General features: G+C 74.3%; 14 protein-coding genes, 1 tRNA gene and 1 pseudogene. 8 read left to right on the plus strand and 8 right to left on the minus strand.

What is annotated here, in order from left to right; genetic code table 11:
• Positions 1 to 78: 78 nt before the first annotated feature.
• Both QSK03_RS09540 and QSK03_RS09545 read right to left on the minus strand, forming a co-directional pair.
• Complete coding sequence (locus QSK03_RS09540) at positions 79 to 750, minus strand: TetR/AcrR family transcriptional regulator (protein ID WP_285650880.1); 672 nt, start codon at positions 748 to 750, stop codon at positions 79 to 81.
• A gap of 76 nt (positions 751 to 826) precedes the next feature.
• Positions 827 to 1,231 carry a hypothetical protein gene (locus QSK03_RS09545; protein WP_285650882.1) on the minus strand — a complete coding sequence of 135 codons (405 nt, stop codon included), beginning with the start codon at positions 1,229 to 1,231 and terminating at the stop codon, positions 827 to 829.
• Between the two features lie 298 nt (positions 1,232 to 1,529).
• Between QSK03_RS09545 and QSK03_RS09550 the strand changes: the two genes are divergently transcribed.
• From QSK03_RS09550 to QSK03_RS09560, 3 genes are all read left to right on the plus strand, one after another.
• Positions 1,530 to 2,552, plus strand: a complete 1,023-nt coding sequence (locus tag QSK03_RS09550) for a helix-turn-helix transcriptional regulator (RefSeq protein ID WP_285650884.1) — start codon at positions 1,530 to 1,532, stop codon at positions 2,550 to 2,552.
• Positions 2,553 to 2,618: 66 nt separating this feature from the next.
• Entirely contained in the window at positions 2,619 to 4,490 is a 1,872-nt protein-coding gene (locus tag QSK03_RS09555) for a helix-turn-helix domain-containing protein (RefSeq protein ID WP_285650885.1), read from the plus strand.
• 233 nt (positions 4,491 to 4,723) lie between these two features.
• Complete coding sequence (locus QSK03_RS09560; RefSeq protein ID WP_285650887.1) at positions 4,724 to 5,767, plus strand: alcohol dehydrogenase catalytic domain-containing protein; 1,044 nt, start codon at positions 4,724 to 4,726, stop codon at positions 5,765 to 5,767.
• A 129-nt stretch (positions 5,768 to 5,896) separates the two neighbouring features.
• Here the strand turns inward: QSK03_RS09560 and QSK03_RS09565 are convergent, their stop codons facing one another.
• Positions 5,897 to 6,151 carry a hypothetical protein gene (locus tag QSK03_RS09565; protein ID WP_285650889.1) on the minus strand — a complete coding sequence of 85 codons (255 nt, stop codon included), beginning with the start codon at positions 6,149 to 6,151 and terminating at the stop codon, positions 5,897 to 5,899.
• 146 nt (positions 6,152 to 6,297) lie between these two features.
• The gene (locus QSK03_RS09570; protein ID WP_285650890.1) at positions 6,298 to 7,200 is read right to left on the minus strand and encodes a LysR family transcriptional regulator; all 903 of its coding nucleotides are present in this window, start codon (positions 7,198 to 7,200) and stop codon (positions 6,298 to 6,300) included.
• 84 nt (positions 7,201 to 7,284) lie between these two features.
• Between QSK03_RS09570 and QSK03_RS09575 the strand changes: the two genes are divergently transcribed.
• On the plus strand, positions 7,285 to 8,160 hold the full coding sequence (locus tag QSK03_RS09575) for an EamA family transporter (RefSeq protein WP_285650891.1): 876 nt from the start codon (positions 7,285 to 7,287) through the stop codon (positions 8,158 to 8,160).
• 6 nt (positions 8,161 to 8,166) lie between these two features.
• On the opposite strand, the gene QSK03_RS09580 is transcribed toward QSK03_RS09575, so the two are convergent.
• On the minus strand, positions 8,167 to 8,451 hold the full coding sequence (locus QSK03_RS09580; protein ID WP_285650892.1) for a chorismate mutase: 285 nt from the start codon (positions 8,449 to 8,451) through the stop codon (positions 8,167 to 8,169).
• Positions 8,452 to 8,530: 79 nt separating this feature from the next.
• On the opposite strand from QSK03_RS09580, the pseudogene QSK03_RS33120 reads away from it, so the two are divergent.
• Positions 8,531 to 8,770, plus strand: a pseudogene (locus tag QSK03_RS33120) (nuclear transport factor 2 family protein); the annotation flags it as partial.
• Positions 8,771 to 8,932: 162 nt separating this feature from the next.
• On the opposite strand, the gene QSK03_RS09585 reads toward QSK03_RS33120, so the two are convergent.
• On the minus strand, positions 8,933 to 9,784 hold the full coding sequence (locus QSK03_RS09585) for an SAM-dependent methyltransferase (protein WP_285650894.1): 852 nt from the start codon (positions 9,782 to 9,784) through the stop codon (positions 8,933 to 8,935).
• 115 nt (positions 9,785 to 9,899) lie between these two features.
• Between QSK03_RS09585 and QSK03_RS09590 the strand changes: the two genes are divergently transcribed.
• Genes QSK03_RS09590 through QSK03_RS09600 form a run of 3 tightly spaced genes read left to right on the plus strand, consistent with a single transcriptional unit; the run spans position 9,900 to position 11,265 of the window.
• Positions 9,900 to 10,220, plus strand: coding sequence for an ArsR/SmtB family transcription factor (locus QSK03_RS09590; protein WP_285650895.1), 321 nt, complete (start codon positions 9,900 to 9,902; stop codon positions 10,218 to 10,220).
• A complete protein-coding gene (locus QSK03_RS09595; protein ID WP_285650897.1) occupies positions 10,217 to 10,735 on the plus strand; it encodes an SRPBCC family protein in 519 nt (172 codons plus the stop codon). Before QSK03_RS09590 ends, QSK03_RS09595 begins: the two co-directional genes overlap by 4 nt.
• 59 nt (positions 10,736 to 10,794) lie before the next feature.
• Positions 10,795 to 11,265 carry an SRPBCC family protein gene (locus QSK03_RS09600; protein ID WP_285650899.1) on the plus strand — a complete coding sequence of 157 codons (471 nt, stop codon included), beginning with the start codon at positions 10,795 to 10,797 and terminating at the stop codon, positions 11,263 to 11,265.
• 62 nt (positions 11,266 to 11,327) lie between these two features.
• Here QSK03_RS09600 and QSK03_RS09605 read toward each other — a convergent pair whose 3' ends face one another.
• On the minus strand, positions 11,328 to 12,038 hold the full coding sequence (locus QSK03_RS09605) for a dienelactone hydrolase family protein (RefSeq protein WP_352231966.1): 711 nt from the start codon (positions 12,036 to 12,038) through the stop codon (positions 11,328 to 11,330).
• Positions 12,039 to 12,218: 180 nt separating this feature from the next.
• Positions 12,219 to 12,294 (minus strand) — tRNA-Thr (locus QSK03_RS09610).
• Positions 12,295 to 12,517: the final 223 nt, after the last annotated feature.

Genomic DNA, 12,517 nt, shown 5'->3' on the forward strand with positions numbered 1-12,517 from the left:
ATCGTCGCGCATCCCCACGGCTCACCCGGTCGGGGGTCCCGTCGCGCGGATGACGGCTCCGTCACGGCCGCGGCCGTCCTACGCCCCCACCGCCGGCCCCACCGTGACCCGGATGACCGCCCAGCAGGACTCCGTGAGCTGGGTCGCGAGCGCGTCGCGGGTGGCGCCGTGCGGCTCGTCGAGCCAGTGGGCGCTCGCCGAGTCGACCATCCCCACGAGCCCGAACGCCAGCGGGTGCGCCACCGGCGGCGCGATCTCCGCACCGAGGGAGCCGTCGACGAGCATCCCCGCGACGTGGCCGGCGACGGTGGCGCGCACGTTGGTCGTCGCCGACTCCCCGCCGGTGCCGAACGAGGTCCGCTTGAGGTAGCGGTAGACGTTCGCGTTGGCCTCGAGCCACCCCAGGTGCGCCCGCAGCGCCCGGGCCAGCATGTCGAAGGGCCGCCCGGACGGCCGCCACACCGGCTCGAGCTCGGCGACCAGCCGCTCCACCGAGCGTGCGGCGATCGCGCTCTGCAGGTCGTCGCGGCCGTCGAAGTGCCGGTAGAGACCGGGCCGCGACACCCCGGCCCGCTCGGCGATCTGCTCGGTGGTGACCTCGGGACCGTGCTCGGCGATCGCCGCCACCGCGGCGTCGACGAGCTCGAGGCGACGGGCCTCCCGGTGGCCCGCCCAGCGCGCCGCGCGCCCGTCGACCTTCTCGTCGGCACCGGCCTCGTCGTCGGCGGCGTCGGTGGGCGCGTCGGTCATGGTCGTCCCAGGGTGACACCGACGCGACGGCACGGCCACCGCAGGTCAGGGCGCTGCGCGCCCCCTCACCCCGACCTCACGACCGGGTGCCGACGTGCTCCCCCGCGCGTCCGACGAGCACCAGCAGGCAGCCCGCGAGCAGCCCGGCCACCACGGCCCGACCGCCGTGGGTGGGATCGGCGAGGGCGACGAGCGCCGAGAACACCGTCACCGCCCACGCGAAGGCCGCGAGCCAGCTCGAGATCGGCCGCAGACCGTCGACGCCGGTCGTGTCGCGCCGGGCCCGCACGGCACGCCATGCGGCCAGGACGAAGGCCAGCACGACGGCCACGACGACGCTCGCCGTGCGCCCCGGCCCCGGGGGGACGAGCCCGACCACGACCAGCGTCGCCGCCGCGACGACGAGTGCCGCCCCGGTCACCAGCCAGCCGGCCCGTCGCACGCGTGCGACGCCGTCGTCGGCGGCCGTCCCGATCGGCATGCCCGCAAGCGTATCGGCGGCGCCTCCGCCCACGGCCGGTCCCGGCCGGCCCGCGGGTAACGGTCCGTCGCCGGCGGACGAGATCCGCGCAGCGGCTAGGATCGGGCGTCTCGTCGGTTGACTCGGCAGCCGCTCTGCGGCGCCGTCGGCCCTGATCCAGGCGTCGCTAGCCCGGAAGACGGAGCCCGATCGTCGAGAGGTAGGTACTGCCATGGGGCCGGATCGCCCCTCATCGACACAGGCGGCGACGGCGGCGCTCGAGGAGGGGACACTCACGCTGGCCGGGCGGAACGAGACGGTGCCGGAGACCAGCCGACGGGACCAGGCCACGCGGCCGGAGCGATGCCTCGCCGCCGGCGACGTCCCCGTCGAGGAGATCGCCCTCCTGTGCCGCCGCGCGCTGCGGGTCACCGCGGCCGTGTGCTGGGCGGAGATCGCGGTCCCCGTCCGCGCCGGGACGACCGTCACCGCAACCGCCGGCGACCTCCCCGACACGGTCGTCGACGCGATGGCTCAGGGACCGCGAACGGCGTCGAGCCGCTCGGGGCACTCGATCATGGTGGACGACGTGGGCGCCGACCGTCGCTGGCCCGGGCTGCGCGGGGGCCACGAGGGGCACGACGCCGCGATGTCGGTGCTCACGGTGCCGGTCGGCGGCGGCGGGGCGACGCTCGCGCTCGCGGCGGGCGCCGCCCGGGCGTTCGACCCGGCCGCGCGCGCCGTGGCCACCGAGATCGCGCGCCACGCGTACCGGCTGCTCGCGTTCCGGCTCGCGGACCCGCAGCACGGCGCCTGGGAGACCGCCACCCGTGCCCACGACGCGGTCGTCGCGGCACGCGCCCTGCTCGCGCGGCGGGACCAGGTCTCCACGGACGTCGCGTTCGACACCCTGCTCGAGCGCGCGGACCAGGAGGGCACGACCGTCGGCGCCACGGCCGAGGAGATCCTCGCCGAGCTCGGGCCGGCCGCCGAGTACGGCCCGGTGGCGCGCGCTCCCGAGCCCGCCACGCTGCGCCGCGCCGTCGCCTACCTGGAGGAGCACGCGGCCGAGGACGTCGACGTCACCGACGTCGCGGAGGTGGCGGGCCTGGGTGTCCGCGGGCTCCAGATGGCCTTCCGGCGCTGGCGGGGCACGACACCGCTGGGCCACCTGCGCGAGATCCGGCTCGCCCGGGCGCACGAGGAGCTGCGCTCCGCCGACCCGCGGACGGCGACCGTCGCCGACGTCGCCGCGCGCTGGCACTTCACCCACCCCGGCCGGTTCTCGGTGACCTACCGCCGGCGCTACGGCTGCTCGCCCAGCGACACCCTGCGGGCCTGAGCCCCTGATCGACACCGCCCGCACGGGCCTGTCCCGGGCCCGCCGCCCGGTCTAGCGTCACCGGGCGTGGCCCCTGCGCGCGCGGTGGACGCCGCGCGGCGGCGCTACCTGCGGCACGGTCGCGACGCCGTCGAGCCGGGGGATGTGCGCCCCGAGGTGCTCGCCTCGTGGGAGCGCGCCCGCGCCGCGGGGGTGGACACCGCGCGGCTGGGGGCGAGCTTCGCCGGCCTCGACGGCGGCTCCTCGACCGCCGCGGCGGCGCGGGTGCTCGACGGCCTGCCCGGGCGTCATCCCGAGCTGGACGCCTCGGTGCTGGTCGTCGACCGCGACGGCGTCGTGCGCCTGCGTCGCGACACCGACCCGGCCCTCGCCGAGATCCTCGATGCGGTCTGCCTCGCGCCCGGGTACCGGCACGCCGAGGACGTCGTGGGCACGACGGCGGCGACGCTCGCGCTGCACGAGGGGCGGGCGCTCGCCGTCGAGGGCCCGGAGCACCTGCACCCCGAGCTCGCCGTCCTCGCCGCCGCCGCGGCGCCGGTCGCGCGGGGCGGGGACGCCGGCGAGGCCGGGGACCTCGCGGTCGTCGTGGTCCGCCACGCCGCCGACGGCGCCGGGCGCGACCTGCCGTTCGTGCGGATGCTGGCCGCCGAGATCGCCGACCGGGACGGTGCCGGGCGCCGGGGCCGGATCCTCGCCGTGCACGACGCCCTCGCGGCGAGCGCGGCGGACGGCGCGGCGTGGGTGGTGGCCACCGACGGCGAGGACGTCGTGCTCGGGGCCGGGGCGCGCCGCCTGCCGCCCGCCGACCAGCAGGCCCTGGCCGACGTCGCGCTCGCGGGCCTGGCGCTCGAGCACCCCGCGGAGCCCTACCTCGTCGACCTCCCGTCGGGCGCCGGCGCGGAGATCGCGGTGCGGGAGATCCGCCACGACGGGCGCCTCGTCGGCTGTGCGGTCGGCGCCGGGCCCGCCGTCGACGACGTCGCCCGCCGCGAGGCCGAGGCGCGCCGCCGGCAGGGCTCGCACGTCGCGCCCACCGCGCGGCGCGACTTCGCCGCCTCGCTGCGCGGGGCCGCCGCCGACCACGAGCACGCCGAGGCCCGGGTCCGCGCCAACCGCGACCTGCTCACGCCCTCGTTGCGCGCCCGCCAGGAGCTCGCGGCGAACCTCGGGCAGCGGCGCCACCAGGTGCTCGTCGGCGAGGCCGGGGTCGGCAAGCGGACGCTGGTCGTCGAGCAGTTCGGCCGGCTGCACCGCGACGGCGCGGTGACCGTCGTCGACGTCGACACCGCCGAGGGCGACGACGGCGCCGCGGCCCCGCTCGCCCGCCTGCTGCGGCGCCCGCCGGGACGCCCCCACCTCGTCGTGCTGCGCGGGCTGCAGGCGGTCGCCCCGCTGGCCGCCCGGCGTCTCGACGAGGCCCTGCGCCTGCTGCTCGCCCACGCCGGCGACGTCGTGGTCGTCGCGTGCCTCGACACCACCGCGGTCGACGCCGGGCGCCCCTACGGCCTGCTCCTGCGTCACTTCCACGAGACCGTCCGCATCCCCGCGCTGCGCCACCGCACCGACGAGCTCGCCGACCTCGCGCTCAAGGTGCTGCACTCGCTGTCCGGCGGGCGCTCGCTGCGGCTGTCGCACCAGGTCATCCGCGTCCTCGAGGGGTACGCGTGGCCGGGCAACATCAACGAGCTCGAGGACGTGCTGCGCTACGTCGTGGCGCGCAAGCCCGTCGGCGTCGTCCAGGCCCCCGACCTGCCCGCCCTCTGCTTCGCGAGCCGGGCGCCGCGGCTGACGATGCTGGAGACCGCGCAGGCCGACGCGATCATCCAGGCGCTCTACGAGGCCCGGGGCAACCGCTACCAGGCCGCCGCCATGCTGGGCATCGCCCGCTCCTCGCTGTACCGCAAGATCGACGCGTTCGGGATCAGCTACATCGCGTAGGTGCGCTGCGCGCAGGTGAGCAGTATGGACGGCTATCGCACGACACTGCTCTCGAGCGCCGGAGGCGCACCTGTCCCGGTACCGGGTCAGTGATCATCGGGACCCGACGTCGGCATCACCGGGACGTCCCAGGATGGGACAGGCAGGTGTGCTCCACGCCACTAGCGTCGGGACGCGGTGGCTCGCGGGGGAGCAGCCGGGCCACCGCGGGAGCGAACCGACGGAGGCACAGGATGAAGGCACTGGTGTACCACGGCCCCGGCAGCAAGGCCTGGGAGGACGTCCCGGACGCGACGGTCCAGGAGCCGACCGACGTCGTGGTCAAGGTCGACACCACCACCATCTGCGGCACCGACCTGCACATCCTGCAGGGCGACGTGGCCGCCGTGACCGACGGCCGCATCCTCGGCCACGAGGCGGTCGGCACGGTCACCGCGGTCGGCGACGCCGTGCGCGGCTTCTCGGTCGGCGACCGCGTCCTGGTCCCGGCGATCACCAAGTGCGGGCGCTGCGAGTACTGCCAGCGCGGCATCCCCTCGCACTGCCAGACCGTCGGCGGTATCGGATGGATCTTCGGCCACCTCATCGACGGCACCCAGGCCGAGCTCGTCCGCGTCCCCTACGCCGACACGTCGCTGTACGCCGTCCCGCCCGAGGTCACCGACGAGCAGGCGATCTTCCTCGCCGACTCGCTGCCCACGGGCTACGAGGTCGGCGTGCTCGCCGGCGGCGTCCGTCCCGGCCACACCGTCGCCGTCGTCGGCGCCGGGGCCGTCGGCCTGTCCGCCGTGCTGACGACGGGCCTGTGGGGCGCGTCGAAGGTCATCGCGATCGACTCGAACAAGTTCCGCCTGGAGAAGGCGACCGAGTTCGGCGCCACCGACACCGTCGAGGTCGGGCCGGGGACCGTCAGCGACGTGGTCTCGCTGACCGACGGGCTCGGGGTCGACGTGGCCATCGAGGCCGTCGGCTACCCGGAGACCCTGCTGACCGCGGCGTCGCTGGTCCGTCCCGGCGGCACGATCGCCAACATCGGCGTCCACGGCACCCCGGTCGAGCTGCCGATGCAGGACATGTGGATCTCCAACGTGAGCCTGACCATGGGCCTGGTCGACACCGTCTCCATCCCGACCCTGCTGAAGATGGTCGCGTCCGGGCGGATCCCGGCCGAGAAGATGGGGACGCACCGGTTCACGTTCGGCCAGATCGACGAGGCCTACGACGTGTTCGCCAACGCCGCCGCGAACCTGGCGCTGAAGGTCGTCATCACGCCCTGAGACGTCGCGCGCGCCTGGTGTTGCAGCGAACGTGCTGTTCGCTGCTTCTAGGCGCCGAAAGTCCCCGTTGATCAACGGCGCACCGGTCGCCCCGGCCGCTCCTCCGAGCGCCCGGGGCGGTCGTGCGTCTCAGGGCAGGAGCGTCAACCAGGCGACGAGGCCCAGCGCGAGCAGCAGCGTCAGGCGGCCGACCCAGTTCACGACGGCGGCCGAGGAGAGGAGCTCGGCGGCGAGCAGCTCGACGTGGTCGTCGGCGGGCGCCGGGACCGTCGTCGGCAGCGGCGCCACCGGTGCGGCGGCCCGCGGACGCGGGACGACGATCGTGCCGGGCAGGTCCGCCACGTCGAGGGTGGCGATGTCGGCGGTCTGGGTCTGGGCGATCATCTGAATCTCTCCCCGCGGAGGTCTCGGTCGTCGCCAGGAACGTCGAGTGTCCCGGCGACCCCGTTAGCGGATCTACCGCGACGTCCACCGAGTGGGTGGCAGTACCCCCTGACCAGGCGCGATGTCGGCACGCCCGGGTGGCGTCGTCACGGGGCCCGGAGCCGGCTCGCCGCGACCTGCCCGAGCACCAGCGTCAGGGGCGGCCACGCGCTCTGCCCGCGGCGGATCACCGCGTACGCCCGCATGCGCACGCCGGGCGAGGCCAGCGGGACGACGGAGATGCCCGGCCGCACCGCCCGGTCCGCGGGCAGGAGCCCGACACCGAGGCCGGCCAGCACGAGGTCCTCGACCAGCTCGAGGCTGTCCGCCTCGTGGGTCATGTGGCGGTGGAACCCGGCCATCGACGCGAGGGTGCGCAGCACCTGCTCGTCGGCCTGGTTGCGGGAGTTGCCGATCCAGGGCTGCCCGCGGAAGGCGTCGACGACGGCCAGGGCGTTCTCGTAGCCCTCCGGCGCGACCTCCGCCGCCGGGACGGCGAGGCCCCACGACGTCGACCACAACGACGTCGCCGTCAGGTCGGGGTCGAGCACGGCGGGCGCCAGGTCGTAGTCGTAGGTCAGCGCGAGATCGATCTGGTCGGCGACGAGCATCGCGTGGGCCTCGGCGGGCTCGTACTCCCGGATCGTCAGGCGCACCTGCGGGTGGGTGCGGGCCAGCGCCTCGACGGTCGGCAGCAGCGCCCGGCGGATCGCCGTCGCGAACCCCGCCACGCGCACGGTCCCGCGCGGCTCGGCGTCCGGGTCGAGGTCGAGCCGGGCGGTCTCGACGTCGGCCAGGATCGTGCGGGCGTGATCGGCGAGGCGGCGCCCGGCCGGGGTCAGCCGCGACCGGCGCCCGTCCGGCTCGACGAGCGCCGTCCCCACCTCGCGGGCCAGCGCCGCGATCTGCTGGGAGACCACCGACGTGCTCGTCCCCAGCACGTCGGCCACGACCCGCATCGAGCCGTGCCGGGCGAACTCGACGAGGTGGGGCAGGCGCCGGGTGTCCACGACTCCCATTGTCCTGCTTCGGCGAACGATGCGTGAAGAAATCTCACGTGGACGCGAACGATGGCGCCGCCTTCACTGGTCGCCGTGACGGCATCGACGCTCTCCCCCACCCGCTCGTCCGCCCGCACCGGGGTGGCGATGGCGACGGGCTCGATGCTCTGCGTCCAGGTCGGGCTCGCGAGCTCGGTGTGGCTGTTCGACGCGATCGGGTCGACGGGGACGGCCGCGCTGCGGCTCCTCTGGGCGGGCGTTCTGCTGGTGCTGGTCGTGCGCCCGCGGCCGTCGGCCTTCACGCGCCGGAGCCTGGCCGCCTGCGTGGGGCTCGGCGTCGTGACCGCCGGGCTGACGATCCTGTTCACCGAGGCGCTCGCCCGCATCCCGCTCGGCACGGCCAGCGCGCTGGAGTTCCTCGGGCCGCTGGGGGTCGCGGTCGTGCGCGGGCGCGGGAGGGCGCGCGGCTGGGCCCTGCTCGCCGCGGTCGGCGTCGTCCTGCTGACCCACCCGTGGGCCGCCGACCTCGACCCCGCCGGCGTCGGCTTCGCCCTCGCCGCGGCGGCCTGCTGGGCCGGCTACATCCTGCTGACCCAGCGCGTCGGCGACGAGGTCACCGGCGTCACCGGGCTGGCCGTGTCGATGCCGGTCGCCGGGCTCGTCGCGGCCCTCGTGGCCGGACCGGGGCTGCTCGGCAGCGTATCGCCGGGAGGCCTGGGCGTGACGGTGCTGCTCGCCGGTCTCGGCATCGCCCTGCTGCTGCCGGTGATCCCGTTCAGCCTCGAGCTGCTCGCCCTGCGCCGCCTGACCACCGCCGCCTTCGGCACGCTGATGAGCCTCGAGCCGGCCATCGCCCTCGCGGTCGGACTCGTGTTCCTCGGCCAGGTCCCGACGCCGTCCGCCGCGCTCGGTGTCGTGGCGGTGGTCCTCGCCGGGATCGGCGCCGAGCGCACGGGCGCGCGTTCCTAGAGTGCGCTACTCCGGCTGCTGACGCGCGTGGACGTCGCGCCGCTCCAGGGCGATGAAGGCGTCGACCATCGCGGTCCAAGTCGCCGTGACGACCTCGAGGTCGACGCCCTCCTCGACCGCGCGGTCGTTCAGGCGGGCCATGAGGGCTCGTCGGCGTGCGGGCGCCTCCACGGCCGCGTCGTCCTGCTTGAAGCGGGCGGCCGCGTGCACCTGCTGCTGGCGCTGGGCGAGGAGCGCGACGATCTGGTCGTCGATGCGGTCGATCGCGGCACGGACGTCGTCGAGGGTCACGGCTCGGATCGTGCCTTGCCGCGCGGGCTCTCCCCTCACGACGCTGGCTCCGGTCCCGTCCCGCCTCCGGGGGTTCGCCATGGGAGATCCCACCGCCGTCGACGTCGTGCGCCGTGTCTACGCCGCCCTGGCCGCCCGCGATCTCGAGGCCGTCGCCGCCTGCTTCGCCCAGGACGCGGTCTGGGTGCTGCCGGGGACGAGCCCCGTCGCCGGCACCCACCGCGGGTGGCCCGCGATCCGAGACGACTTCCTCGCCAGGCTCGGACCGCTCTCCGGCGGCACCTTCCGCAACGAGCTGCTCGACGTCTGCGCCGGCGACCGCTTCGTCGTCGCCGTGCAGCACGCGACCCGCCGAGCACCGCGGCCGCCGGCTCGACGTGACCGGCTGTCAGCTGCTGCGCGTCGAGGACGGGCTCATCGTCGAGGGCCGCGGTCACTACTCCGACCAGGCCGCGCTGGACACGTTCTGGGGCGGGTGAGCTCAGTGGTGCGCGAGGGCGATGCGGTAGAAGGCGGGCACGCCGGACGGGTCGAGCCCGTGGCGGGTCAGGGCCTCGGTGGTCGACAGGTCCTCGCGGAGCGTCCAGCCGCGCTCGCGGAGGTAGGTCGGTAGCTCGGCGGGGTCGAAGCCGAACACGAACGGCTCGCCGGCGGCGGCGACCGAGTCCACCCACGGCCGGGCGTGCGGGAAGTGCACGGTGCCGTCGATCAGCCCGTGGTGGACGTAGGTGAGGGCGAGATCGCTGCCCGTCCCGGTGGCGTCGTGGGCCCAGCGCACGGTGGCGTCGACGGCTTCCGGGGTGAGGTAGCTGGCGACGCCCTCCCAGAGGACGAAGGTCGGCCGGCCGGGGCGGAAGCCGGCGGCGTCGAGCGCGCCGGCCAGGTCGTCACGGTCGAAGTCGACGGCGACGAACCGCACGTGCGCCGGGGACGTCCCCAGGACGCGGCGCTTGACCACCTGCGTGTCGGGGTGGTCGACCTCGAACACCCGCAGCCGGTCCGCCCCGGGCAGGCGGTAGGCGCGGCTGTCGTAGCCCGCGCCGAGGATCACCAGCTGCTCGACGCCGCCGTCGATGGCCGCGGTGACGGCGTCGTCGAGGACCTTGGTGCGGGCGACGGCGGACGGCCGGGGTCCCGGGTAGCGCCGGTCGATCACCCAGGGCACGAGGGCGCGCAGGAGCGGCAGCCGGGCCGCCGCCGCGACCTGCTGCAGCGGCGGACCGAGGAACGACGCCGCCAGGGGATCGGCGAACAACCGGCCCGGCCGGCCGTCCTCCAGGGCCCGGAACAAGGCCATGTACTCGGCGGTGCGGCTGCGTCGACCCTCGCGCATGCCGCTCAGCCTGGCAGCCGAGACATTGCCCGGACGTGGAGCCGGCGCCGCTGAACGCCATGGCAAACAGGTGACCATGTAGACACGTGACTTTCAAGTCACCTAATGTGGCCGGGTGCAGGACGACGACGTGTTCCGGGCCCTTGCCGACCCGACGCGGCGTCTGTTGCTCGACCGCCTCTTCGAGCGCGACGGTCGCACGCTGGGAGAGCTCGAGGCCGAGGTGCCGGAGCTCACCCGCTTCGGGGTCATGAAGCATCTCGGCGTCCTGGAGCAGGCCGGACTGGTCGCGACACGCAAGGACGGTCGCCGCAAGCTGCACTACCTCAACCCCGTGCCCATCCGGCTGATCTCGGACCGATGGATCGACAAGTACCGGGCGCGGACCCTCGACGTCCTGATGGACCTCAGAGATCGACTGGAGGGCACGACGTGACCACCAACGACACGAGTACCGAGACACCGGCCGACCCGGGAGTGGCGCCGACGCAACGGCCCTACGCCGCGGCCGGTGCGACTCAGGTCTACGTGCTCTACATCAACGCCCCGGCGGAGAAAGTGTGGGATGCAATCACCGAGCCTGCCGCCGTCGAGCGCTTCTTCCACGGCCTGCGGCTCGACGCGACGTACGGGCCGGGCGGTCGCCTGCGGAGCTGGTCCCCCGACGGTCAGACCCTGTGGGGAGACAACACGATTCTGGAATGGGACCCGCCACGACGCATGGTCCACACCTGGCGCAGCCTCTACGACGAAACCATGGCCGCCGAACCGGAGAGCCGGGTCACCTGGGAGGTCGAGCCCGCACCCGGCGGCGCGTGCAAGCTGACCCTGGTGCACGACCAGCTCGGTGACTCGCCCCGCACGGCCGCCAGCGTCGTCGGCTGGTCGTGGATCCTGAGCAATCTCAAGACCATCGTCGAGACGGGGAACTCGCTGCCCTCGATCAGGTGACGACCCCTGCCGGCTCGGCCCCCACAGAACAACAACGGCTCCGCCGAGGAGATGGTCGCATGACCGGAACTGCGCTGCCCCGATTCGTCGACTACGCATCGAGCCTCACCTTCGCCGGCCCACCCGAGAAGGTTGTCGAGGCGTTGACCGACCCCGCCGGACTCACGGCGTGGTGGACACCGACATCGGGATCAGGCGCCGAGGGTGGCCAACTGAGGCTCGACTTCGGGTGGGACCAGCCGCTGCTGCTCGGTGTGCACACCGCACGCCCGATCCTGGTTGTCTGGGACGTCCTGGTCTGCACCTTCCTTCCCGACTGGGAGGGAACGTCCATCGTGTTCGACATCGGCATCGGTAACCACGGGGCCTGCGACATGTTCTTCCGCCATCACGGACTGAACGTAGGGCTCGACTGCTACGAGACCTGCCATCAGGGCTGGGCACACTTTCTCGGCAGCCTCAAGGCCTACGTGGACACCGGCGTCGGCAACCCCAGAGGAAGTGCCGCCGACCAGGCGCGTCGCCGATAGGTCGACGACGACGCAGCGCAGGGAGGTGCCGCCTCGATCGGGGCGCCTGGTGCGCACCCCGCTCAACGGTCGGCGGCCAGGAACGCGGCGAGTGCCGCCGAGGCGTGGGCGTCGGCCTCGGCGTGGTAGGCCACGCCGGGGTGGGGGTGTCGGTCGGCGTGGGTGTGGGTGAAGCCGTGCTGGGCGCCGGCGTGCACGAGCAGTTGCCAGTCGGCGGCGGCGTCGAGCATCTCCGCGGTGAAGGCGGTGACGTCCTCGGCGGGCACGTAGGGGTCCGCGCCGCCGTGGCTGACCAGCACGCGGGCGCGTACCGAGCCCGGGGTGGCGGGCGTGGTGGTGCGCAGGCCACCGTGGATCGAGGCGACCGCGCCGAGGTCGCTGACCCCTGCGCGAGCCAGGCCCAGGACGATGGTGCCGCCCAGGCAGTACCCGACGGCGGCGAGCCGCTCGACTCCGGATTGAGCGGCCAGCACCTCGAGTGCGGCTCCAGCTCGCCGACCTGCCCGGTCCGGATCGTTGGTCAGCGCGGCGATCTCGCGGAGGATCCGCTCCCGGTCCCCGGCGATCCGCTCGCCGAAGAGATCGCAGGCGAAGGCGACGTGACCGAGCGCCGCGAGGCGCCGGGCTCGGTCGTCGGCGTGCTCGTCGCGGCCGGCTCCGCCGTGCACGACCAGGACACCCAACCCGCTGGTCTGCCTCGCCGGGCGGAACATCTCGCCGTGCAGTTTCGCGTCGGCATCGCGGTAAGAGACCGATCGACCGTCTGCACCCATTCGTGCAAGCTATCGCAGGAAAACATCACAATACCATTTCCTGGATAGTCTTGGTATCCGCTGAACAGCGGCACTCTCTTCGCCGGCGAGAGCAGTCACACACCTCGTCGATGTGGTTCGCCCACTCGACACGGTCGGGCCGAGACGGCAGTGCGCCGTGGCCGGCCGACACGTCGGTCGTGGAGCCGGCGCGGGGAATCGAACCCCGGACCTTTCGCTTACAAGGCGAGTGCTCTGCCGATTGAGCTACGCCGGCGCGGGCACGATGGTACGGCCCGGGCCGCCCGCCCCTCGGAGCGGCCGGGGCCGCCGCGACCGGAAGATCACGAGCGCCTCATCCACGTCACCACGTGGCGGATTCAAGGGGCTGTCGCAACACCTCGTCTGAGCTAGGGGTGAGTGTGATGGGTCGTGCGCGGGCGTTGCGGGGGCAAGTGCGCGAGTTCTGGCGTGCCCGGCTGGAAGGGCTGGAGCACGAC

The sequence above is a fragment of the Actinomycetospora sp. NBRC 106375 genome, assembly GCF_030269665.1.
Lineage (GTDB): Bacteria > Actinomycetota > Actinomycetes > Mycobacteriales > Pseudonocardiaceae > Actinomycetospora.

Coding starts and splice junctions, on each gene's coding strand:
- QSK03_RS09605 (WP_352231966.1), bottom strand. CDS start 12,038: ATGGGTGCAGACGGTCGATCGGTCTCTTACCGCGATGCCGACGCGAAA.
- QSK03_RS09545 (WP_285650882.1), bottom strand. CDS start 1,231: ATGCCGATCGGGACGGCCGCCGACGACGGCGTCGCACGCGTGCGACGG.
- QSK03_RS09540 (WP_285650880.1), bottom strand. CDS start 750: ATGACCGACGCGCCCACCGACGCCGCCGACGACGAGGCCGGTGCCGAC.
- QSK03_RS09560 (WP_285650887.1), top strand. CDS start 4,724: ATGAAGGCACTGGTGTACCACGGCCCCGGCAGCAAGGCCTGGGAGGAC.
- QSK03_RS09585 (WP_285650894.1), bottom strand. CDS start 9,784: ATGCGCGAGGGTCGACGCAGCCGCACCGCCGAGTACATGGCCTTGTTC.
- QSK03_RS09600 (WP_285650899.1), top strand. CDS start 10,795: ATGACCGGAACTGCGCTGCCCCGATTCGTCGACTACGCATCGAGCCTC.
- QSK03_RS09565 (WP_285650889.1), bottom strand. CDS start 6,151: ATGATCGCCCAGACCCAGACCGCCGACATCGCCACCCTCGACGTGGCG.